This window comes from Spirillospora sp. NPDC052269 (genome assembly GCF_040679435.1).
In the GTDB taxonomy this organism is placed as follows: Bacteria; Actinomycetota; Actinomycetes; order Streptosporangiales; family Streptosporangiaceae; genus Spirillospora.
In genome coordinates this window covers 287047-308883 of record NZ_JBFAUU010000002.1, presented here as the reverse complement: position 1 = coordinate 308883, position 21837 = coordinate 287047, and the positions used below count along the sequence as shown (strand labels likewise).

At 71.9% G+C, this 21837-nt stretch carries 18 protein-coding genes; 6 read left to right on the top strand and 12 right to left on the bottom strand.

Annotated features, from left to right (window positions below; all coding sequences use genetic code 11):
* The first annotated feature begins 100 nt into the window (after positions 1–100).
* Positions 101–3469 carry a bifunctional glycosyltransferase/CDP-glycerol:glycerophosphate glycerophosphotransferase gene (locus AB0L06_RS04800; RefSeq protein ID WP_500229575.1) on the top strand — a complete coding sequence of 1123 codons (3369 nt, stop codon included), beginning with the start codon at positions 101–103 and terminating at the stop codon, positions 3467–3469.
* A 145-nt stretch (positions 3470–3614) separates the two neighbouring features.
* The gene (locus AB0L06_RS04795; protein ID WP_500229574.1) at positions 3615–7124 is read left to right on the top strand and encodes a bifunctional glycosyltransferase/CDP-glycerol:glycerophosphate glycerophosphotransferase; all 3510 of its coding nucleotides are present in this window, start codon (positions 3615–3617) and stop codon (positions 7122–7124) included.
* A 69-nt stretch (positions 7125–7193) separates the two neighbouring features.
* Here AB0L06_RS04795 and AB0L06_RS04790 read toward each other — a convergent pair whose 3' ends face one another.
* From AB0L06_RS04790 to AB0L06_RS04755, 8 genes are all read right to left on the bottom strand, one after another.
* On the bottom strand, positions 7194–7934 hold the full coding sequence (locus AB0L06_RS04790; protein ID WP_500229573.1) for a class I SAM-dependent methyltransferase: 741 nt from the start codon (positions 7932–7934) through the stop codon (positions 7194–7196).
* A gap of 110 nt (positions 7935–8044) precedes the next feature.
* On the bottom strand, positions 8045–8878 hold the full coding sequence (locus tag AB0L06_RS04785; protein WP_500229572.1) for an SRPBCC family protein: 834 nt from the start codon (positions 8876–8878) through the stop codon (positions 8045–8047).
* Positions 8879–9033: 155 nt separating this feature from the next.
* Entirely contained in the window at positions 9034–9894 is an 861-nt protein-coding gene (locus AB0L06_RS04780; RefSeq protein ID WP_500229571.1) for an FAD binding domain-containing protein, read from the bottom strand.
* Positions 9891–12242, bottom strand: a complete 2352-nt coding sequence (locus AB0L06_RS04775; RefSeq protein ID WP_500229570.1) for a xanthine dehydrogenase family protein molybdopterin-binding subunit — start codon at positions 12240–12242, stop codon at positions 9891–9893. The genes AB0L06_RS04780 and AB0L06_RS04775 overlap by 4 nt, the downstream gene beginning before the upstream one ends.
* Positions 12239–12724 (bottom strand): (2Fe-2S)-binding protein, encoded by a 486-nt coding sequence (locus AB0L06_RS04770; RefSeq protein WP_500229569.1) that lies wholly within the window; start codon positions 12722–12724, stop codon positions 12239–12241. The genes AB0L06_RS04775 and AB0L06_RS04770 overlap by 4 nt, the downstream gene beginning before the upstream one ends.
* A 226-nt stretch (positions 12725–12950) precedes the next feature.
* Entirely contained in the window at positions 12951–13601 is a 651-nt protein-coding gene (locus AB0L06_RS04765; RefSeq protein WP_500229869.1) for a Type 1 glutamine amidotransferase-like domain-containing protein, read from the bottom strand.
* 2 nt (positions 13602–13603) lie between these two features.
* Entirely contained in the window at positions 13604–14314 is a 711-nt protein-coding gene (locus AB0L06_RS04760; RefSeq protein ID WP_500229568.1) for an alpha/beta hydrolase, read from the bottom strand.
* A gap of 161 nt (positions 14315–14475) precedes the next feature.
* Positions 14476–15993 (bottom strand): MFS transporter, encoded by a 1518-nt coding sequence (locus tag AB0L06_RS04755; RefSeq protein ID WP_500229567.1) that lies wholly within the window; start codon positions 15991–15993, stop codon positions 14476–14478.
* Between the two features lie 78 nt (positions 15994–16071).
* Between AB0L06_RS04755 and AB0L06_RS04750 the strand changes: the two genes are divergently transcribed.
* The gene (locus AB0L06_RS04750) at positions 16072–16728 is read left to right on the top strand and encodes a TetR/AcrR family transcriptional regulator (RefSeq protein ID WP_500229566.1); all 657 of its coding nucleotides are present in this window, start codon (positions 16072–16074) and stop codon (positions 16726–16728) included.
* 59 nt (positions 16729–16787) lie between these two features.
* Here the strand turns inward: AB0L06_RS04750 and AB0L06_RS04745 are convergent, their stop codons facing one another.
* Positions 16788–17753 carry a helix-turn-helix transcriptional regulator gene (locus AB0L06_RS04745; RefSeq protein WP_500229565.1) on the bottom strand — a complete coding sequence of 322 codons (966 nt, stop codon included), beginning with the start codon at positions 17751–17753 and terminating at the stop codon, positions 16788–16790.
* An 80-nt stretch (positions 17754–17833) separates the two neighbouring features.
* Here AB0L06_RS04745 and AB0L06_RS04740 point away from each other — a divergent pair, with 80 nt between their 5' ends.
* Positions 17834–18562, top strand: a complete 729-nt coding sequence (locus AB0L06_RS04740) for an alpha/beta fold hydrolase (RefSeq protein WP_500229564.1) — start codon at positions 17834–17836, stop codon at positions 18560–18562.
* 106 nt (positions 18563–18668) lie between these two features.
* Here AB0L06_RS04740 and AB0L06_RS04735 read toward each other — a convergent pair whose 3' ends face one another.
* On the bottom strand, positions 18669–19094 hold the full coding sequence (locus AB0L06_RS04735; protein WP_500229563.1) for a hypothetical protein: 426 nt from the start codon (positions 19092–19094) through the stop codon (positions 18669–18671).
* Positions 19095–19288: 194 nt separating this feature from the next.
* Here AB0L06_RS04735 and AB0L06_RS04730 point away from each other — a divergent pair, with 194 nt between their 5' ends.
* Both AB0L06_RS04730 and AB0L06_RS04725 read left to right on the top strand, forming a co-directional pair.
* The gene (locus AB0L06_RS04730; RefSeq protein WP_500229562.1) at positions 19289–19819 is read left to right on the top strand and encodes a VOC family protein; all 531 of its coding nucleotides are present in this window, start codon (positions 19289–19291) and stop codon (positions 19817–19819) included.
* A complete protein-coding gene (locus tag AB0L06_RS04725; RefSeq protein ID WP_500229561.1) occupies positions 19812–20606 on the top strand; it encodes a MerR family transcriptional regulator in 795 nt (264 codons plus the stop codon). Before AB0L06_RS04730 ends, AB0L06_RS04725 begins: the two co-directional genes overlap by 8 nt.
* A gap of 11 nt (positions 20607–20617) precedes the next feature.
* Here the strand turns inward: AB0L06_RS04725 and AB0L06_RS04720 are convergent, their stop codons facing one another.
* On the bottom strand, positions 20618–21229 hold the full coding sequence (locus AB0L06_RS04720) for a dihydrofolate reductase family protein (RefSeq protein ID WP_500229560.1): 612 nt from the start codon (positions 21227–21229) through the stop codon (positions 20618–20620).
* Positions 21230–21258: 29 nt separating this feature from the next.
* Positions 21259–21801, bottom strand: a complete 543-nt coding sequence (locus AB0L06_RS04715) for a pyridoxamine 5'-phosphate oxidase family protein (RefSeq protein ID WP_500229559.1) — start codon at positions 21799–21801, stop codon at positions 21259–21261.
* Positions 21802–21837: the final 36 nt, after the last annotated feature.

Here is a 21837-nt window from a genome sequence, read left to right as displayed (position 1 = left end):
GCTCAGGCCGCGCCACGGACGGGTCAAGTCTGCGTCAGGGGGCGGCCTGGCGATGACGATCCGGGCCTTGGTGATCACCGGGTGTGACCATCCTGGAGGCATGTCCCCGAAGCTCAGCGTCGTCGTCCCGTTCCGCAACGCCGAGGAACGCCTCGGCGCCTGCCTGACGGCGCTCGCGGAGCAGCGGCTGCACGACCTGGAGGTCGTCCTGGTGGACGCCGGGTCGGACGACGGGGGCGCGGTCGTGGCGAAGGAGATGGCCAGGCGGGACCCCCGGTTCAGGCTGGTCGAGCAGCCCCTCCCGGACGATCCGGACGCCGGCGAGCCACGGCCCCCGGGGGGATCGGACGCCGAGCGGGTATCGCCGGGAGGGGTGGACGCGGCGCGGGACGTGGGGGTCGCGGCGGCGTCCGGCCGGTTTCTCGCCTTCGTGGACGCCGGTGAGATCGTCCCGGCGGCGTTCTTCGCCGTCCTCGCGGCGTCCCTGGACCGCACCGGGGCCGACGTCGCCGCGTCCGGACCGGCGAACGCCGAGTGCACGAGCCTCGTCCAGAGCCCCGGGCTCCTGCGCGATCCGGGCCTCGCCGGGAAGGTCTTCCGGCGGGGTTTCTGGCGGCGCTGCGACCTGACGCGCGCGAACGGGGAGCGCTCGACGGCCGTCCGGGCCCTCGCGCTCGCCGAGAAGATCGACGTTCTGGACGTCCCGTATCCGTCCGCGCCCACGCCCGACCGGGGGTGCCGCGCCCTGATCGACCGGCTGGCCGCGGCGAGCGCCGACCGCGACTTCCTGACCTGCGAGGCTCCGGACGTCGTCCGGTTCTACGACGAGCACGTGCTGGTCCGGATCGAGCTGGCCGGGCTGATGACCGCCCTGGCCCGCGCGGACGAGGCGGAGCGGGCCGAGCTGACGGCGCTCGGCGCGGAGATCGCCGGACGGCTCACCTCGTCCGTTCCGGCCGGGCAGCCCGCGCTGACCCGCCTCAAGCTGCACCTGCTCACCCGCGGGCTGGGCGGCGAGCTGCTGGAGGTCGTCCGGCACGAGCTCGCGGGCGAGGCCGTGAACGTGCCGGTGGTGCGGCGCGGCCGCCGGGCCCGCTGGTTCGCCTGCCACCCCTACTTCGAGGACGCGTCGCTCGGCGTCCCCGCGCACGTGTACGACGTGACCGACGAGATGCGGCCGGTCGCGCGCGTGGACCGCGCCGCCTGGGCCGGGGACCGGCTGCGTGTCGAAGGCCACGCCTACATCCCGCTGCTGGACTCCGAGGGCAGCCGCATCAGGCTCTGGCTCCTCGCGAGCGGACGGCCCGGACTGGTGCGCCTCCCCGTCCGGCGGACGCGCCGCCCCGACGTGACCGCCGCGTCCGGGCAGTCGGCGGCCTGCTACGACGACTCGGGGTTCACCGCGGAGATCGATCCCGCGGCGCTGAAGCTGCTCGGCCGCTGGCGCACCGGCGACTGGCGGTTCTGCGTGGAGATCACGACGCAGGGCGTGCACCGGCGGCGGACGCTCGCGCCCCCGAGGGCGGGCGTCCGGTGGCCGCTGGACCGCGTGCTGTCTTCCGGCCTCCGGCTCCAGACGGTCGCGGCCGAAGGGCGCCAGCTGCTGCGCGTCCGGACGAGCGACGCCGTCCTGACCGGGCACGGCCGGAGCGGCGACCACCTGGAGATCCGGGGCGTGCTGCTCGACGACCCCGGTCCGAAGGCGTGCCTGACGGCGACCGCGCGCGGTCTCGCCAAGATCCGCACGAAGATCGACCGACTCGACGAGGAGGACGCCGAGGGCGTCGCGTTCCGCGCGCGCCTGCCGTTCGCCGACCTCACCGCCGTCCGGGCCGACTGGTCGTTCGCGGTCACCGGCGGGCTGAGGGTGGCCTTCCCGGAGGACGTCCCCGAGGGCCGGTACGCGTGGGACGGCACCGAGGTCGCGCTGGCCGTGTCCCGCTCCGGCGACCTCTGCGGGGCCAGCCGCGCGCCGCGGCACGTCCTGACCGAGGCGTTCTGGCGTGCCGACGGCACCCTGCACCTGGCCGGGACCTGCGCCGATCCCGGGGCAGGCGTGGACGGCCTGACGATCCGGCGGCGCGATTCGGGGGAGCGGTACACGATCCCGCTGAGCTGGCAGGGACGGCTGTTCGTCGGGACGCTGACGCCGTGCCGGATGCGGTCGCTCGGGCTGGAGCGTCCGCTCGTCCCGGGGCGCTGGGAGCTGCTCGCGGGCGATCGTCCGCTGCTCGCCGAACGCCGTCCGGCCGCCGGGTTCCCCGGGCCGCGGGTCGGCGGACGGCACGAGCTGACGCTGCTCGTGGGCCGGGACGGAGCCGTCCTGCTCAAGGTCCGGACGGCGCTGGGCGAGGAGGAGCGCGGGGCGTACCGGCAGGCCCGGATCCAGCGCCGCCACTACGCCGCCCAGCGCGTCCGTCCCGTCCGCGACCTGGTCGTCTTCGACTCCTACCGGGGACGCCAGTACTCCTGCAATCCGCGCGGCCTGCACGACGAGCTCCGCCGCCGGCGCAGCGACCTCGACTGCGTCTGGGTGACGCGGAACGCCGACTTCGGCACCCCCACCGGCGCCCGGACGGTCCTGGCCGGGAGCCGCGAGCACTACGAGGTGATGGCCGGCGCCCGCTACCTGTTCGGGAACTGGTCGCAGCCGGAGTGGTTCGCGAAGCGCGACGGCCAGACCTACGTGCAGTGCTGGCACGGGACGCCGCTCAAGAAGATGGGCTGGGACGTCGCCGACCGGCCCGAGCGGTGCGCCGGGAAGCGGCCCTGGATGGAGTACGACGTCCCGCAGTGGGACCTGCTGCTCGCCCAGAACTGGTTCTCCGTGCCGCTGTTCCGCCGCGCGTTCGGCTACGACGGTGAGGTGCTGGTCAGCGGGTATCCGCGCAACGACATCTTCGCCAACGCGCACCGCGAGCGGATGGCCGCCGCCGTCCGGCTGCGGCTCGGCATCTCGCCCGGCGAGCGCGTCGTCATGTACGCGCCGGCCCGGCGGAAGGACCCGCGCGGGTTCCGGCCCGCGCTCGACCTCGCCCGCATGTCCGCCGCGCTCGGCCCGGACCACGTCCTGCTGCTGCGCACCGACCACCCGGGCGCCGGGTCGACGCCCGTCCCGGCGGACGGGACCGTCCTGGACGTCTCCGCCTACCCGGACGTCGCCGAGCTGTACCTGATCGCGGACGTGCTGGTCACCGACCACTCGTCGGCGATGTTCGACTTCGCCGTGACCGGCAGGCCGATCCTGTTCTTCCCGCAGGAGGCCGAGCAGGGGAGCGGCCTCTACATCGACCTGGACGCCGAGGCCCCGGGCCCGGTGCTGCGCACCCAGGACGACCTGACCGACGCCCTGCGCACGCTCGACGTGCTCGTCCCCGCCTACGCGCACCGCTACGCGGCCTTCCAGGACCGTTACTGCCCCCACGATGACGGACGCGCCGCCGCGCGCGTCCTCGACGCCGTCCTCTGAGCCGCGCCCATGCCCTCGCGCCCCGTGCTCCCGCCCCCCAGACCCTCGCACCCCATGCCTCCGCTCCCCGTGCCCCCGCTCCCCGTGCCCCGTGATCCCGACCGCCGACGTCCGTCGTCCGGCCCGCCTCACCCTGGAGCGCCCTGTGGCACCGAAGATCAGCATCGTCGTCCCGTTCTACGACGTGGAGGAGTACCTGGAGGAGTGCCTGGTCTCGCTCGCCCGGCAGACCCTCGACGACCTCGAGGTCGTCATGGTGGACGACGGGTCGCCGGACAACTGCGCGGTCATCGCCAAGGCGTTCGCCGACCGGGATCCGCGGTTCCGGCTCGTCCAGCAGGAGAACCAGGGGCTCGGGCCGGCGCGCAACACCGGCCTCCGGCACGCGACCGGTGAGTACCTCGCGTTCGTCGACAGCGACGACGTGGTCGCCCGGTACGCCTACGAGCTGATGACCGAGAGCCTGGACCGGACGGGCTCGGACATGGCGTGCGGGAACGTCCGCCGCTTCAACGGCGCGCGCACCTGGCAGTGCTGGGCGCACCAGGAGCCGTGCGAGCGGAGCGTCGAGCGGACGCACGTGTCCTGGCAGCACAACCTCATGCAGGACCGGATGGTCTGGAACAAGGTGTTCCGGCGCTCGTTCTGGGACGAGAGTGAGCTGAGCTTCCCCGGGATCCTCTACGAGGACTCGCCGGTCATGGTAGCCGCGCACGTCCTTGCGGAGTCCGTGGACGTGTTCTCGCAGCCCGTCTACTACTGGCGTGAACGTCCGGGTTCCATCACCAAGCGGAAGGCGGAGCTGTCCAACCTGGAGGACCGCATGACGTCGGTCCGCCTGGTGCACGCCTTCCTGGACGAGCACGACCCGGCACTCAAGGTCGCCTACGACCGGTACGCGCTGGACGTGGACCTCGGCGTCCTCACCGAGAACCTCGTCCTCGCGACCGACGAGGAGCGCGAGCGCATCGTCGAGCTCGGCGTCGGCTGCCTGCGGGACGCGGCGCCCGGCGCGCGCGCGATGCTGCCGATGCGCAAGCGCCTCCGGCTCCACCTGCTGGAACGCCGGATGGTGCCGGAGCTGCTGGAGGTCCTGCGGTTCGAGAGGACCGGCGACCGGAACGCGGCGGCCGTCCGGCGCGGCCTGTTCCGGCACCGCTGGCACATGGACTACCCGTTCTTCGGGGACGTCGCGCGCGGCGTCCCGGACGAGGTGTACGACGTCACCGACGAGCTGAGGCTCTGGGCGTACGTGGACGACGTCCGCTGGGAGGGCGAGGGGCTCCGGATCGACGGGCACGCCCACTTCTCGCGGATCCCGGCGGCCTCCCCGCGCGACCTCAGGATGCGCGTCTGGCTCCAGGACCGGCGCGGACGCAGGCGGATCGACCTTTCGCACGAGCGGGTCGTCCGGCCCGACGTGACCGCCACGTCCGGGCAGTCGGCGGCGGACTACGCGCACTCGGGCTTCACCCTCCTGGTGGACCCGGACCGCCTCAAGAGGGCCGGCCGCTGGCGCGGGATGACCTGGGAACTGCACGTCGCCGTGGACGCGCAGGGCATGCGCGGCGAGCGGCGCGTCGGCTCGCCCAGGCTTCCGCGCGCGGGCTGGGCGCCCGCGCGGACGGTCGCCGAGGGCGTCAAGGTGCAGCCGAGCTTCGACCCGGACGGGTTCGTCCTGCAGGTGAAGCCGGAGCGGGCGCTCGTCCTCGGCCACCGGATCACCGAGGACGGCGCGCTGCGCCTGGACGGCTGGACGTCCCTCGCCCTCGGCGACGCGCCGGTCGTCCGGGTGCAGCGGCAGCACGGGCAGGGGCTGGTCGAGGGGACCCTCCAGGACGTGGCGGCCGAGGGCGGCGGGAAGCGGTTCACGGTCGAACTGCCGCTGGACGAGCTGCTCTCCGACCCGTCCGCCGAGGACCGCGTCGCCCGCGCGACCCGCATCAGCGACGGCGTGAACTGGGAGTTCAGGCTGTGCGTCGCGGGCAAGCCGGTCCGGATGATGTTCGCCGACGGGGTGGGCGAGGCACGCTACCCGGTCGGGGCGCAGGACTTCACGCTGACCCGCACGCGGTACGGCAACGTCCGGGGCGTCGAGCGGTTCCGGCGTCCGGTGGTCACGGGCGCCCGCTGGACCGGCGGCGACCGGCTCGTCCTGACCGGCGCGATGTCGGCGGGGCCCGTTCCGGACGAGCTGATCGTCCGGCGGCGGCGGTCGAGCGAGGAGTACCGCGTCCCGCTGACCTGGGACGATCACGGGTTCCACGCCGATCTGACCCCCGGCCGGATGACGCTGTTCGGCTCCGGGCGTCCGCTCGGCAGTGGCCTCTGGGACCTCGTCGTCGACTCCGAGGCCGGCGAGACCATGGTCGTGATGGAGCGCTCCGCCATCGCCGGGCTGCCCGAGCCGAGGCTCGTCGGGTGGCACGAGATCGCGTTCGGCCTGCACCAGGGCGACGCGCTCGCCTTCAGCGTCCGGCCGGACCTCGCGGACGACGAGCGCGGCCACCACGCGCAGCTGCGCATCCAGGAGGACGAGTACCCGCGCATGCGCGAGCGTCCACTGCGCGACCTGGCCGTGTTCGACTCCTATGAGGGCGTCCAGTACTCGTGCAGCCCGCGCGCGGTGTTCGAGGAGCTGCGGCGGCGCCGTCCGGACGTCGAGTGCGTGTGGGTCACCCGGGACGGGCAGTTCGACGTGCCCGAGGGCGCCCGCGCGGTGCTGATGGAAAGCCGCGAGCACTACGAGGTCATGGCGCGGGCGCGCTGGGTCGTCGGGAACTACGGCCAGCTGCCGTGGTTCGTGAAGCGCGAGGGCCAGACCTACCTGCAGACCTGGCACGGGACGCCGCTGAAGCGGCTCGCCCACGACCTGCGCGACATGCCGTACAAGCGCACCGAGACGCTCGACTGGATGGTGCGCGAGGTGCCGCGCTGGGACGTCCTGATCTCGCCGAACCCGTTCACCACGCCGATCATGCGGCGCGCGTTCCGGTACGACGGCGAGATCCTGGAGACCGGGTACCCGCGCAACGACGTGCTCGATTCGCCGGACAGGGACGGGATCGCGGCGCGCGTCCGGGAACGGCTCGGAATTCCGGACGGGAAGCGGGTCGTCCTTTACGCCCCCACCTGGCGGGACGACCACCACCTCGCCCCCGGCCGCCGCGCGTTCTCGCTCGAACTCGACCTCGACCTGCTGCGCGAGCGGCTCGGCGACGACCACGTCGTGCTCGTCCGGGCGCACTACCTGATCACCGACCGGACCTGGTCGGACTCCGACGGGTTCGTGATCGACGTGTCCCGGTACGGCGAGATCGCCGAGCTGTACCTCGCCGCGGACGTCCTGGTCACCGACTACTCGTCGGCGATGTTCGACTTCGCGGTCACCAGGAAGCCGATGGTCTTCTTCGCCTACGACCTGGAGGCGTACCGCGACACCGTCCGCGGCTTCTACCTCGACTACGACGCCGAGGCCCCGGGCCCGATCGTCCGGACGTCCGAGGAGGTCGCGGGCGCCCTCGCGGCCCTCGCCGAGAACGACGCGGCGCGCCTGCCCTACGCCCCGGCCTACGCGTCCTTCCGTGCCACGTACTGCCCGTACGACGACGGGAACGCCGCGTCCCGCGCGGTCGACCGCCTTCTCGCCGACTGACCGTCCCGCTCGGTGGGCCGCCTCCTCACGGACTGGGTTTCCGCGGGGAGGCGGCTTCGTTCTGTCTGGTCAGGCCTGTTCTAGCTCGACGGCGTCGACCTCCGAGGTGTCGTGGTCGTCCGGCGGACGGTGCGCACGCGCGATGAGGGTCGTGCCGGACAGGCTGTGCAGCGGCAGGAGGTCCTCGGCCTGGACGATCCAGCCGAGGACGCGGTCGGCGGCCGGGTGGCGCGCCCGGGTCTCCCAGCCCGCGACATTGTGGCGGCGCAGGCGGGCGAGCGGCCGCAGCAGCACGTTCCAGTTCCACAGCCGGTCGATGACCAGGCCCGCCCCGGTCAGCAGTGCCGAGAACGCGTCGCCGGTGTAGCGGCGGACGTGTCCGCAGGACAGGTCGTGCGCCGACCACAGCCGCATGTCGTGCGGGACGGTCACCAGGGCCGTTCCGCCCGGACGCAGCACGCGGGCGATCTCGGCGGCGGCGCGGTGGTCGTCCTCGACGCGGGCGAGGGAGTCGAAGGCGACCGCGAGGTCGAAGCCGCCGGACTGCAGTGGCAGGTGGCACAGGTCGGCCCGCAGCGCGTCCACTCCGAGGGCGAGCGCGGCGGACGGGTCGGGGTCGAGCGCGGTCGCGCGCCAGCCGTGCCGGTTCAGGTGGAGGGTGTCCCCGCCGTCGCCGCAGCCCAGGTGCGCGGCGTGTCCGGGCGGGCCGAGGCGGCGCAGCTCACGCGACAGGATCGCCCGCCGCTCCCGGTACCACCAGGCGTCACGGGGACGCGCCGGTCCGCCGGGCCGTCCATCGAGGGTGTGCACGGGTCAACCCGACCGGAACCCGCCCGCGCACCGCCATCGTCACGACCGGAGCGCGGACGATCATTGACCCCCCCTTGGCGATCCGATCGGGATGCGCGCCCGCTCGGCCGTCAGTGGCGGCGACGGCGCAGCAGGTAGATCAGCGCCAGCAGGAACGCGACGGCCCCGGCGACCGGGAGGACCCGCTTGGCGACGGACGGGCCGGCGACCTCCAGCAGGTCGATCGCGTCGTCCTCGCGGCGCGGGTGGATCCGGGTGACCGGCGCGGGCACGGCGTCCTGCCGGCCGCTGTCCGACTCGGCCCGGTTCCCGGGGACGTCCTGCTCGACGGGGCTGACCGGACGCGGACGCGGCACGGTCGGCACCTGCGGCACCTCACCAGGAGCCTCGGCAGGCACTTCGGCAGGGGTCTCGTCGGCCGGAGCGGTGGGCTGCTCGACGGCCTCCAGACGCTTCACCTCGGCGACCTGTGCGACTTCGACCGGCGCGGTGTCGGCCTCTGAGGCCGCGAGCTCCTCGGCGAGGGCCTTGGCGAAGCGGCCGATGAGCTTCCCGCCCACCTCGGACAGGATGTTCCGGCCGAACTGCGCCGGACGGCCCGTCACGTTCAGCTTGGTGTGGACGGTCACGCGGGTCGTGCCGTCCTCCTCGCGCAGCCGGGCCTGGACGGTCGCGTTGGCGGTGCCGGATCCGCGCGCCTCCTTGCCGCGCGCGTCGATCGTGAGGGTGCGGGAGCCCTCGTCCGCGACGACGATCCGGGCGACGCCCCGGTAGGTGATCGTCATGGCGCCGACCCGCACCCGGAGCCGTCCCTGGTACTCCTCGTCCGCCGCCGAGTCGAGGGTCGCGCCCGGCATGCACAGCGCGACGCGCTCCACGTCGAGCAGCACCGACCAGGCTTGCTCCACCGGTACCGGGACGGTGAATTCGTGGTCGAGCTCCATGGTTTCGGGTCCTTCTCTCGTCCGGGGGTTGACGTGACCCTACGTTCCCCCGGTCGGTCCCCGCCAGACGAGGACGTGCGGTGCGCGCGGTGGAGCGCACGGCCGGTGAGGGTGGGGGACCCGGCCGTGCGCCCGGTCCGGTGACGGCGCGCGGATCAGCGGGTGGTCGCGGCGCTCAGCGCGCGCCGGGTGAGGACGCGCGCCAGGTGTCTCCGGTAGTCGGCGGATCCGTGCAGGTCAGCGGGCGGTTCGCAGCCGTCGGCGGCGTGCTCGGACGCCTCCCGCAGCGCGCCGTCCGACAGCGTGCCCCCGCCGAGCCGCTCCTCGACGGCGGACGCGCGGACCGGCACCGAGCCCATGTTGGTGAGACCGATCCGGACGTCCTCCACCGCGCCCTGGACGCGCCGGACCCCGCACGCGACCCCGACGATCGCCCACGCCTGCGCCGTCCGGTGGAACTTCTCGTAGTGGAAGCCCCAGCCCGGCCCCGGCTTCGGGACGCGGACGCCGGTGAGCAGCTCGTCCGGTTCCAGCGCGGTGGTCATCCAGTCCACGAAGAACTCGCGCGCGGGGATCTCGCGCTCGCCGCCCGACGCCGAGCGTGCGAGCATCACCGCGTCCAGCGCGAGCGCCACGGCGGGCAGGTCACCCGCCGGATCGGCATGCGCGAGCGAGCCGCCGAACGTGCCGCGATGCCGGACGGCCGGGTCCGCGACGGTCGCGGTCGCGGCGGCGACCAGCGGCGCGTGCTCCCGGACGAGCGGATCGTGCACGACCTGGTGGTGCGTCGCGGTCGCGCCGATGACGATCGCGTCGCCGTCGTCGCGGATCTCGCGCAGCGCCGCGACCCGGTCGAGGTCGACGAGGGCGTCGGGGTAGGCGAGGCGCAGGCGCAGCAGCGGCATGAGCGACTGCCCGCCGGCGAGGACCTTGGCGTCCTCGCCCGCGTCGGGCAGCATCCGGACGGCCTCGTCCAGCGACTCCGGACGCAGGTACTCGAAGGTCGGGGGGATCACAGGGCGCCTCCCTCGCGCAGCGCCGTCCAGACGCGTTCGGGCGTGCAGGGCATCGGGACGTCGCGGACGCCGAACGGGCGCAGCGCGTCCACGATCGCGTTCACCACGGCGGGGGTCGAGGCGATCGTGCCCGCCTCGCCCACGCCCTTCACGCCGAGCGGGTTCCCGGCCGCGGGGGTCTCGGTGCGGTCGGTCGTGAAGGACGGCAGGTCGGCCGCCGAGGGCAGCAGGTAGTCGGCCATCGTGGTCGTCGTGAGGTTGCCGTCCGCGTCGTACACGGCCTCCTCGTAGAGGGCCTGCGCGATGCCCTGGGCGAGCCCGCCGTGCACCTGCCCCTCCACGATCATCGGGTTCACGACCGTCCCGACGTCGTCCACGGCCACGTACTTGCGGATCCTCGTGAAGCCGGTCTCGGTGTCGACCTCGACGGCGCACAGGTGGGTGCCGTGCGGGAACGAGAAGTTCTCCGGGTCGTGCGTGACGTCGGAGTCGAGCGATGGTTCGACGCCATCCGGGAGGTCGTGCGCGGCGAACGCGGCCTGCGTGATCTCCTGGATCGTCAGGCCCGCGGCCTCGACGCCCCGGACGCTGAACCGGCCGCCGCCGAACTCCAGGTCGTCCTCGGACGCCTCCAGCAGGTGCGCCGCGATGGCCCGCGCCTTCTCCACGACCTTGTCGCAGGCCCGGAACAGCGCGACACCGCCGACCGCGAGCGACCGCGACCCGTAGGTGTCCATGCCCTTCGGCGACACCGCGGTGTCACCGTGCAGCACCTTCACGTCCTCGAACGGGACGCCGAGCCGGTCCGACGCGATCTGCGCCCAGGCCGTCTCGTGCCCCTGCCCGTGCGCGGACGACCCGGTCACGACCTCGACCTTCCCGGACGGCAGGACCCGCACCGACGCGTGCTCCCAGCCGCCGGCGCCGTACGACAGCGAGCCGAGCACCCGGGACGGCGCGAGCCCGCACATCTCGGTGTACGTCGAGACGCCGATGCCGAGCTGCACCGGATCCCGCCGGTCGCGCCGGTCGCTCTGCTCGGCGCGCAGCTTGTCGTACTCGAACAGCGCGAGGGCCTTCTCGGTCGCGGCCTCGTAGTTGCCCGTGTCGTACGTCAGCCCCGCGATCGACTCGTACGGGAACTCCTCGTGCCGGATCCAGTTGCGGCGGCGCACCTCGAGCGGGTCGACGCCGAGCTCGTCGGCCAGATCGTCCATGAGGCGCTCGATCGCGAACGTCGCCTCGGGACGTCCCGCGCCGCGGTAGGCGTCCGTCGGCGTCTTGTTGGTGAACACGCCCGTGCAGGTGAACGAGTACGCGTCCATCTTGTAGATGCCGGGGAACATGAACGCGCCGAGCAGCGGGACGCCGGGCGTGACCAGCATCAGGTACGCGCCCATGTCCGCGAGCAGCTCGACCTTGAGGCCCTTGACCAGCCCGTCACGGTCGGCGGCGAGCGTCACCTTCTGGATCTGGTCGCGTCCGTGGTGGACGGCCATGTTGCCCTCGCTGCGCGACTCCGTCCACTTCACCGGACGGCCGAGCCGCCGCGCGAGCAGCAGCGCGAGCACCTCCTCGCCGTACACCTGGAGCTTCGAGCCGAACCCGCCGCCGACGTCCGGCGCGATGACCCGGATCCGGTGCTCGGGGATCTCGGTGACGACCGCCAGCATCAGCCGCAGGATGTGCGGGATCTGCGTGGCCGAGTAGAGCGTGAAGTCCATGTTGGGGCCTGAGCCGTCCGGCTCGCAGAGCACGGCGCGCGGCTCCATCGCCGTCGGGATCAGCCTCTGCTGCACGAACCGCCGCTCCAGCAGGACGGGCGCGTCCCGCATCGCGGCGTCCAGGTCGCCCTGCTCGAACACCCACGTGTAGGACGCGTTCGTGCCCATGTCGGAGTGGACGAGGTCCGCGCCGTCCTGGACGGCCCGTTCCATGTCGACCACCGGGGGGAGGGGGGTGTAGTCGACGTCGATGTCTTCGAGTGCGTCCACGGCCGAGTACCGGTCGCGTGCCACCACGCACGCGACGGGCTCGCCCGCGTAGCGGACCTCGTCGACCGCCATCGGGGGATGCGCGGGGAGCTTCATGTCCTCGGTGACCTGCCACGCGCACGGCAGCGCGCCCTGCTCCTCGGCGAAGTCCTTTCCCGACAGGACGGCCACGACGTTCGGCCTGTCCTTGGCGGCCTCGACGTCGACGTTGTCGATCCGGGCGTGCGCGTGCGGGCTGCGCAGGTACGCGACGTGCAGCGTCCCGGCGGGGGTGAGGTTGTCGGTCCAGCGCGTCCGGCCGGTGACCAGGCGCGTGTCCTCGGTCCGGAGCCTTGCCCGTCCGATCTCGGTCACGATGTCACCTCGCGTCCGCGCATCTCGGTGGCCGCGCTCCGGACGGCCCGCACGATGTTCTGGTAGCCCGTGCAGCGGCAGAGGTTGCCCTCCAGGCCGTTCCGGACCTCCTGCTCGGACGGGTCGGGGTTGTCCCGCAGGAGGTCGAGCGAAGCCATGATCATTCCGGGGGTGCAGTACCCGCACTGGAGCGCGTGCGTCCGGTGGAACGCCTGCTGGAGCGGGTGGTCGCCGGTGCCGTCCAGGCTCAGCCCCTCGACGGTCGTGACCGAGCGCCCGTCCGCCTGGACGGCCAGGACCGAGCAGCTCTTGACGCTCAGCCCGTCCAGCAGGACCGTGCACGCGCCGCAGTTGGTGGTGTCGCAGCCGACCGGGGTTCCGACCTTCCCCAGCCGTTCACGCAGATAGTGGACCAGCAGGACCCGCGGTTCGACGTCGTCCTCGAACGTCTCACCGTCGACCTCGACACGGATTCGTGGCATGCGGAGTCACTCCCTCCGGGACGTGCGGCTCCACGAACGTATGTCGCGCCGAACCCGCCGACCACCCCTTCACGTGATCTGACTCACACGGATTTCCATGGTGGGGACTCGGGAGTCCGGCTCGGTCCATCGCCGCCGCCCTGCCTCCTACGCCTTCCCGACCAGGGTGTTCTACGTCGTCCTGACCGACACTGGGCAGGCGAACGCGACCATCGCCGCAGACGGACTAACCGTCCGCTGTCCCTGATGTGCCGGTGACGGTCTCCGATGTGCCGTCGATGACCAGCACCTGGCCGTCGCGCAGCGCCCGGTGCGGCACACCGTTCGCGCGGTAGTCGGCGGCGACCCGCGTGAGGACCTCGGACTCGGGATGTCCGGGGGTGTCCACGTGCGGGACGAACGCGAAGCCGAGGATGCCGAGGCCGTCCCAGATGGCCTCGGGCGCGGCGTCCGGATCGTCGCACGCCTCCAGCCCGCGCAGGCTGGGCGCGAGCACGCAGGCCCCGGCGCTGTACCCGGCGTAGACGATCGCGTCGTCCTGGACGAGCTTCGTCAGCAGGACGTCGGCCCCGCTGCGCGCCATCGCGTACCGCAGCGGGAACACGTTCCCGCCCCGCACCCACACGACGGGGAAGCGTCCCAGTTCGTCCGCGAGCTCCCCGGGGCGTCCGGCGAACTCACGAAGATCGATCTCAGTGCCCTTCAGTCCGAGGTCGTCCAACGCCGAGATCTCCCGCCGGACGCCTTCCCGCCGGGTCTCCTCGGGCGCGGCATCGATCGCGTTCGCGATGACGGCGACCTCCCGATGCCCGCCGCACAACCCGAGCAGCAGGTCCGGACGATCACCCGTCCGGAAGGACGACAGATAGAGACGCATCGTCACCCCAACGCCTTCTTGAGGAAGGCGTCGATCGCGGGATGCGCCTTGTCCTGGAGCATCACCAGCGAATACCCGTGGTCGTTTCCGGCGAAGAACAGGCTCTCCGCCCCGCCCGGATGCCTCCCGACCAGCGCCTTGACGGTACTCACCGGCGCGTCGTTGTCGGACTTGGACTCCAGCAGCAGCATCGGGCCGCGGAACCCTTCCGGCCCCGGCCGCTGCGGCCACACCTCGACGGGGCTGACCGCGATCACGCCCGCGGGCGCCGGGCTGATCGCCCCCGCCTGGTCGACGACGAGCCCGCCCCCGGCGGACGCCCCCATCAGCACGATCTTCGTGGCCCCCTGCGAGGCCAGGACCCGCACCGCCGCCGGGAGCGACTTCGACCGATCGTCCTCGTAGCTGACGGCCGCCACCCGGTATCCGGCCTTGGCGAGCCGGTGCATCTCGTCCGTCCAGCTGCAGGCGTTCCCGTCGGTCTGCGGCGCGAGGACGACGCCCTTGGCGCCGGAGCCGAGCAGCACCACCTGCGTGTCCCCGGCCCACACGGCTGAGCCGCCCGAGTCGCCGATCAGGCACGTGGGACGAGCCGTCGAGTGCACCTTCGGAGGCGTCGTCGCGGCGACCGGCTCCCTGCCTCCGGAGCCTCCGCATCCCGCCGCGAGCAGAGCCGCGGCCACCCCGACCCCAGCCGACCTGAGACCCCGCACGTCAGCCCCTTCCGCGATGATGCCCGGAATCATGACGGAAGGGAGGACGCCCGAACAAGCCTCCAGGTCCTCCACACAAGCCACTGATCGCCACGACCGGGGGAGCGTTGCTCCGCGCGGTCGTGGCGATCAGTGGCTCGTGTTCTCCTCCCACATGCGGCCTAGCTGCCGGCCGGGACCATGTCGGCGTGCTGCTGCTGCGGCTCCGGCTCCGGCTCTGCCGAGCCGGTCTTCTTCGGCAGCAGGAGGGACAGGAGCAGGGCGAGCGCCATCGCGCCGGCCGCGCAGAGGAAGACCCAGTGGGTCGCCGTGACGAAGCCGCTGATCGCCGCCGTGTGCGCCGCGCCCTGGAGGTGGGCGATCGCGCTCGTCGTCGAGCCGGGCACCTGCGTCTCGTACACCCGGGCCAGCACCGTGCCGAAGATCGCCGTGCCCAGCGCGCCGCCGAAGGTCTGGAAGAACCGGGTGGCGGTGGTGGCCACCCCGAGCTGGTGCTGCGGGGCGGTCTCCTGGGCGAGCTGGATGAGCTGGCCGAGGAGCTGCCCGAGGCCGATGCCGAGCAGCAGCATCTCGCCGCAGATGAGCAGCATGCTGGTGCCGGTGCCGCTCATCCCCAGCAGGGCCAGGGCGAGGGTCACGGTCGCCGTGCCCGACACCACGAAGGACCGGGTGGTCCAGCCGCGGTGGGTCAGCCGTCCGGAGACGAGGCTGATGACGGCCATGCCGATCGCCATGGGGATCAGGAACAGGCTCGCCTGGGTCGCGGCGACGCCGCGGGCGATCTGCAGGTACATGAGGATGTAGACGATCGAGCCGGTCAGGGCGATGCCGAGCAGGGTCTGGAGGGCGAAGGCGCTGCGCAGCGCCGGGTGCCGGAAGAGCGACAGCGGCAGGATCGGCTCCGGCGCGGTCGCCTGTCGCCAGATGAAGAGCGCGAGGAGCAGGACCGCGGCGCCGATCAGCCCGAGGATCGTGGCCGAGGACCAGGCGTACTCGGTGCCGCCCCACTGGGTCACCAGCAGCAGCGTGCTCGCGAAGGCGGCCACGAGGGCGGCGCCCAGGAAGTCGATCCGGCGGGCGACGGTCTGGCGGGGCAGGCGCATGCTCCAGACGGCGGCGGCGATGATGGCGACGCCGAGCGGCAGGTTGATGTAGAAGATCCAGCGCCAGTCGGCGTGGTCGGCGAGGGTGCCGCCGATGACCGGGCCCAGTGCCATGCCGACGCCGGCGATCAGGCCGCCGATGTTGCCGCCCTTCGAGCCCTTCTCCTCCCCGGAGGCGGCCTTGAGGTGGGCCATGACGACCAGGGTGACGCTCATCAGGCCGCCGCCGCCGATGCCCTGGACCGCCCGGAAGGCGATGAGCTGGTCCATGCTCTGGGCGGCGCCGCAGAGTCCGGAGCCGGCGAGGAAGAGGCCCACGGAGCCGAGGAAGACGAGCTTGGCGCCGATGACGTCGCAGAGCTTGCCGTACAGCGGCAGGACGGCGGTGGCCGCCAGGCTGTACGCGCTGATCAGCCAGGGGATGCGGTCCATTCCGTGGACGGGGTCGAGATCGCGGACGATCGGCACGGTCGCCGCCGAGACGATCTGCATGTCCAGGACGGCGAGGATCACGGTCGCCAGGCAGGCGATGAAGGCGATCTTCCGCTGCAGCGGAGTCATGGGGGAGGAAGGCATGGCCCAACTGTGGCAGACAAACATGTACCGAGTCAATCTTTCATCCAGGACTAATTTTGATCCTGGTACAGTCGAGCCATGACCGAAGCCATGGGACTGCGTGAGCGCAAGAAGCGGGAAACCGCGCTGAGGATCTGGCGGACCGCGATCGGGCTCTTCGTCGAGCGGGGCTTCGACAAGGTGTCGGTGGCCGAGATCGCCGAGGCCGCGGACGTCTCGAAGATGACGGTCTTCAACTACTTCGGGAACAAGGAGGACCTGGTCTTCAAGCCCATGGAGGAGCACACCGACGACCTGGCCCGCGCGGTGCGCGAACGGCCGTCGGGGGAGTCCGCCGTGTCGGCCGTCCACAGGGAGTTCCTTGGTCGGCTGGCGGCTCGCGACGCGTCGATCGGGATGAACCCCGATCCGATGACCCTGCATGTCCGCGAACTGATCCAGGCGACACCGGCGCTGCTGACCCGGACGCACGCCTGGAGCGCCAGGGGCACGAGCCTGCTCGCGGACGAGCTCGTCGCCGAGGCGGGCGGGGAGCCGGGAAGCACGGACGAGGTGGTCGCGCGATGCGCGGCCATGCAGATCGCCGCGGCCCGCATCTCCCTCTACGACGAGATCCACCGGCGCCGGAGCGAGGGCGAGGACGTCGACGACATCTACCCGGCCATGGTCGCGCTAGCACAGGAGGTCTTCGGGCTCGTGGAGAACGGGCTGGGCGAGTACGCCGTCCGCAGCTAACGGACGGGCGTGGCGAGGGCGGCCGCTAACGGACGGGCGTGCGGGTACGCGGTCTGCAGCTAGCGGTCGGGTGTGGCGAGGGCGGTTGCGGCGAGCCGGTCGGCCAGGTTCTTGAGGGCTCCTCGCAGTTCGTCGGGCTGATGGATGGTGAAGGGCCATTCCAGGGAGGCGAGCATGTGCGCCATGCCGTCCAGCCGTTCCTCCTGGACGCGCATGAGGACACCGTCGGGCCGCGGAGTGAGGGTCACCCCCGAGTTGGGCAGTCGGCGGGCGATCGCGTCGAGCGGGCCGTGGATCATCACCTCGACCTGCCAGCGATACGGGCCCTCGGCCAAGGTCGAGGTCAGGTGGACGACGGGGTCGAAGTCGTCCGGTGCGGTGAAGCGGTGGTCCCGGGGAACGAGGGACGTGATGCGGTCGACGCGGAAGGTTCGCAGGTCGTCGCGGAGATGGTCGTGGCCGCTGACGTACCAGCGGCCCCTGTGGAAGACCACGCCGTAGGGGTCGATGTCGCGTTCGGTGTGTTCCTGGCGTCCGGAGCGGTGACTGATGCCGACGGTCGTGCGCGCGCGGGACGCCTGGGCCAGGGCCAGCAGGACGCTGGTCTCGGGCGCTTCACCGCTCACGGCGTGGGCGGTGAACGAGAGGGTCTCCCGCATGGCGGCGAGCGGTTCGCGCAGGGCGTTCGGGAGCACCCGCTCGATCTTGACCAGGGCGCCCGCATTGGCCGGCGCGGCCGTGCCCATGCCCAGGCGTTCCGCCGCGAGCAGGCCGAGGACGACGGCGAGGGCCTCGTCGTTGGTGAGGACCAGAGGCGGCATCCGGTACCCGCGGGCCAGGCGGTAGCCGCCGTGACGGCCGCGCTCGGCCTCCACGGGGATGCCCAGATCCCGCAGGTGGGCGATGTACCGGCGCACCGTGCGGACGTCGGTGTCCAGGCGGCCCGCCAGCTCGGCCCCGGTGAGCCGGGCGTTCGACTGGAGGAGTTCCAGCAGGGTCAGCACACGGGTGAGGGGATGTGACATGGATCACTCGCCATCTCAGGGCGGATTCTGTCCTGTATTGATCCTACGCTCCCCGAACCACCTCACTTCTGGGAGATGACATGGCCACCTTCGTACTCGTCCCCGGCGCCTGGATCGGGGCGTGGGCCTGGGAAGACACCGCCCGCGCGCTGCGCGACCAGGGCCACACCGTGCTGCCGATCACGCTGACGGGCCTGGCCGAGCGCGCCGGCGAGGGCGGACCGCAGACGAACCTGGACACGCACATCGCGGACATCACCGAATACGTCGAAAGCAACGATCTGCGCGACGTCACGCTGGTCGCCCACAGCTACTCGGCCGCCCCTGTGACGGGCGCGGCCGGACGTCTCGGTGACCGGCTGGAGCGCGTGGTCTACGTGGACGGCGCCCCGTACGCCGAAGGCATGTGCATGCTGGACGTCATGCCGCCGCAGGCTGCGGACGAACTGCGCGGGCGGGTCGACGCGTCCGGTGACGGCTGGCAGATGCACCTGCCGCCCTACGACGCCCTGGGCGCCAGCCTCGACGGACTCGACGAGCACCAGCTGGACGACCTGCGCGAACGCGCCACCCCTCACCCGTTCGCCACCTACACCCAGCCCCTGACCGGCCCGGTCGAGCTCGCCGACGGTGTGGACCGCGTCCTGATCACCTGCCACGACTTCACGGGCCTGCTGAACGCCGGAATCCCGATGCTGGCCTACCTGAACCAGCCCCCGTGGCGACGCTTCGAACTGTCCACGGGCCACTGGCCGATGCTGTCGACACCCAAGGACCTCGCCGACGCCCTCAACAAAACCGCCTCCTGACCCGGAGACCGTCCACCGGCCGCCCGCCCCTCAGGCCGGTGGACGCCCACGTCGCCGACTCAGTGGTACGCGGTGATCAGAGGCGATGGTCCACCCGGTCTGGTGGTCAGTGGTCGTGCCTGAGTGAGACGAAGAGGGGGACGCAGACGACGAAGGAGACGAACGCCGACATCGACCCCAAAGCCACGCCCCACGGGCCGAGCGTCATCGCTGCGAGTCCGGACGCGCCGAGGACGATTTCGCTGATCAACGCGGCCGGGTAGCCGAGACGGGTCCGCAAGCCGACCGCGATCGCGATTCCCGCCAGCAGCACCGCCGCCACGCCACAGGTCAGGGCGGCGACGTCGAACAGGCGTGCCAGGTGCAGCCGCTCGGGGGTCGGCTCATCCACGAAGTTGCCGACGAAGAAGAGGACAGGGGCGAAGAGCCCGAGCAAGGCGGCATGACAGGCCGAGCCCGCCGTCGCGAGCGCGGTGGCGGCGCGGTGCCCACGGGACGGGGCGGGCCGGGGCTGGAACGCGATGTCGCTCATCGATGCTCCTGCGTTCGGGTCGGGCCAACGTGATCGAACCTAAAACTCCAGGTGGCGCCAGGGCATGAGTACGCCTACTCATCCCGACCCGAGTTCTTCGCTGGGCACGAGAAGCGCTGGTGGTCGCATGGGGTGGGGCGAGGTGTGCGGCCGGGCTTGACCCTCACGTTGCGTGAGGCTGGAGGGTGGCGTGCATGAGCGACTACTACAACGCGTTCGAGATCAGCCCTGTCCCCACTCCCGGCCCGGACGCGGTTCCGCCGGAGCCGTTCCACGGCATTTACGGAATGCCCGCGTTCGTGGCGATCCCGACCACCGATCTGGCGGCGTCGGTGGACTTCTGGACGCGCGGGCTCGGGTTCTTCGAGTTGTTCGGCATCCCCGGCACGCTCGTGCATCTGCGCCGTTGGGCGTTCCAGGACGTCCTGCTCGTCTCGTCCGAGAGCGTCCCGGAGCAGGCACCGGCGATGAGCGCCAGCTTCTCGTGCGTGCTCAGCGAGGTCGATTCCGTTGTCGAGGCGTGCCGTGCGCTGCGTCCGGACTCGGTCGAAGGTCCGCGGGACACCCCCTGGAACACCCGCGACGTGGAGGTGATCACCCCCGAGAACGCGCGGATCGTCTTCACCGCGGCGAAGGTCCTCGATCCGGCCGGTGAGGAGGCACGGAACCTTGAGGCCATCGGGATCACCGCACCAGGGCACGGCGACAATGGGGAACATGCCTGACGCCCATGGCCTGACCGTCGGCCAGGTCTCGACGCGCGTGGGCGTGACCGTCCGCGCGCTGCACCACTGGGATGAGATCGACCTGGCGCGGCCGTCCCTGCGTACGGCCGCCGGATACCGGCTCTACACCGCCGGTGACCTGGAGCGACTCCACCGCATCGTCATCTACCGCGAACTCGGTCTCGGCCTTGACAGGATCCGGGCCATCCTGGACGACTCGACCGCGGACGTGCCCGCTGCCTTGCGGGCGCAGCGCACCCAGATCGCCGAACGGATCGACCGCCTCCAGCAGCTCAGCGCCGGACTGGGGCGGATGATCGACGCCCACGAACGCGGCCTGCTGCTGACCGTCGAGCAGCAGGCCGCGATCTTCGGCCCGGAGTGGAACCCGGACTGGCCCGTCCAAGCCCGTGAGCTCTATGGAGACACGGACCAATGGCTGCAGTTCGCCGAACGCTCGGCCTCGCGCGGTCCGGACGAGTGGCAGGCCATCGCCGACGCCATCGCCGACTTCGAGCGTGCCCTCGGGGACGCGATGGACGCCGGCGTCACACCCGGCAGCCCGGAGGCGAACCGACTCGTCGAGCGGCATCGGGAGGTCTTCGCCTCGAACTTCCCTCTCACCAGGCAGATGCAGGTCTGCCTCGGCCGCAGGTTCGAAGCCGACCCGGCTTTCGCCGCCCACTACGACGGCATTCGTCCCGGTCTGGCCACCTGGTTCCGTCAGATCATCGACGCCGACGCCCGCGCCCACGACATCGACCCCGACACCGCGACCTGGCAGTAGAGCCCGCGCGGCTACGAGGCGTTCCGTCCGCCGAGCGGGAAGGGACTCGCCCGGTGATAGGTGGAGATGATCACGCCGGAGTCCGAGGCCGCCGTGTGGGCCAACCGCAGCCCGAGCGGGGTGCCGCCGCTGAACAGCCTCTTTCCGCCGCCGACCACGATGGGGAAGGTCATCACCACGAACTCGTCGATCAGGTCTTCGCGCAGCAGGACGGGGATCAGGCCGGTGCTGCCCCAGACGCTGATCTGGTCGTACCGGTCTTTCAGGCGGACGATCTGCCCGGCGATGTCCTCTCCGTTGAGCACCGTCGAGTTCGTCCACGATGCCGTCCGCAGCGTCCGTGACACGACGTACTTGGGCTGGTCGTTCAGTCTGGCCGTTCGAGGATCTGCCGGATCGGCTTCAGGCCAGTAGCTGCAGAAGAGTTGATAGGTCCTTCGGCCGAGCAGGAGGGCGTCCGCGCTCAACACCGACTCAGTGGTCTGCTGGTCGACCGCCGGGTCCGCGTACGGCTGCGTCCAGCCGCCGAACTCGAACCCGCCGTCACGGTCCTCGTCCTGGAGGCCGGGCGCCTGAACCACGCCGTCGAGGGTGACGAACGCCGTCACCACGATCTTTCCCATTTCGGCTCTTTCGGGACGTGTCGTCTGCTTCAACGGGTCTTGGCGGCGTCGCCGGACGGCACTCCGAAGGCGGCCAGGACCGGGGCCGGCGTCCGTTCGGCGAACCGCTCCTGGAAGTCGAGCACGCCGACCCAGGCCGGTCGCAGGGCGATGCGCACCATGCGCAGTCCGGGCTGGTCGATCGCTTCGATGTAGGCCGCTCCGGCCTCCTCGCCCATCATCGTGCGCTGCGTCGTCGCGTACTCCGAGAGGACGCCCTCGACCTCGTCCAGGGTGACCTGTCCGCGAAGCATGAGCACCTGCGGAGGGGGCCCGACGGTGTCGATGCAGACGGCGACGTCCGGATGTGTGCGCAGGTCACGGACCTTGTAGGTGCCGGCGAACGCGGGGACGACCAGTTCGTCCCCGGTCCAGAGGAAGTTGACCGGGATCAGCCGTGGCGTTCCGTCCTTGCCGGTGTAGGCCAGGCGCGCCACGGGGGCGGTGGTGAGCAGGTGCTGTGCCGTGGGGGTGTCCAGCAGCCGCAGGTCGCCCTGGGGCAGGTCCGTGGTTTCGGTGCCGAGGAGGCTCATGACGACCCAACGTAGGATCGGTACTCCTAAAAAACA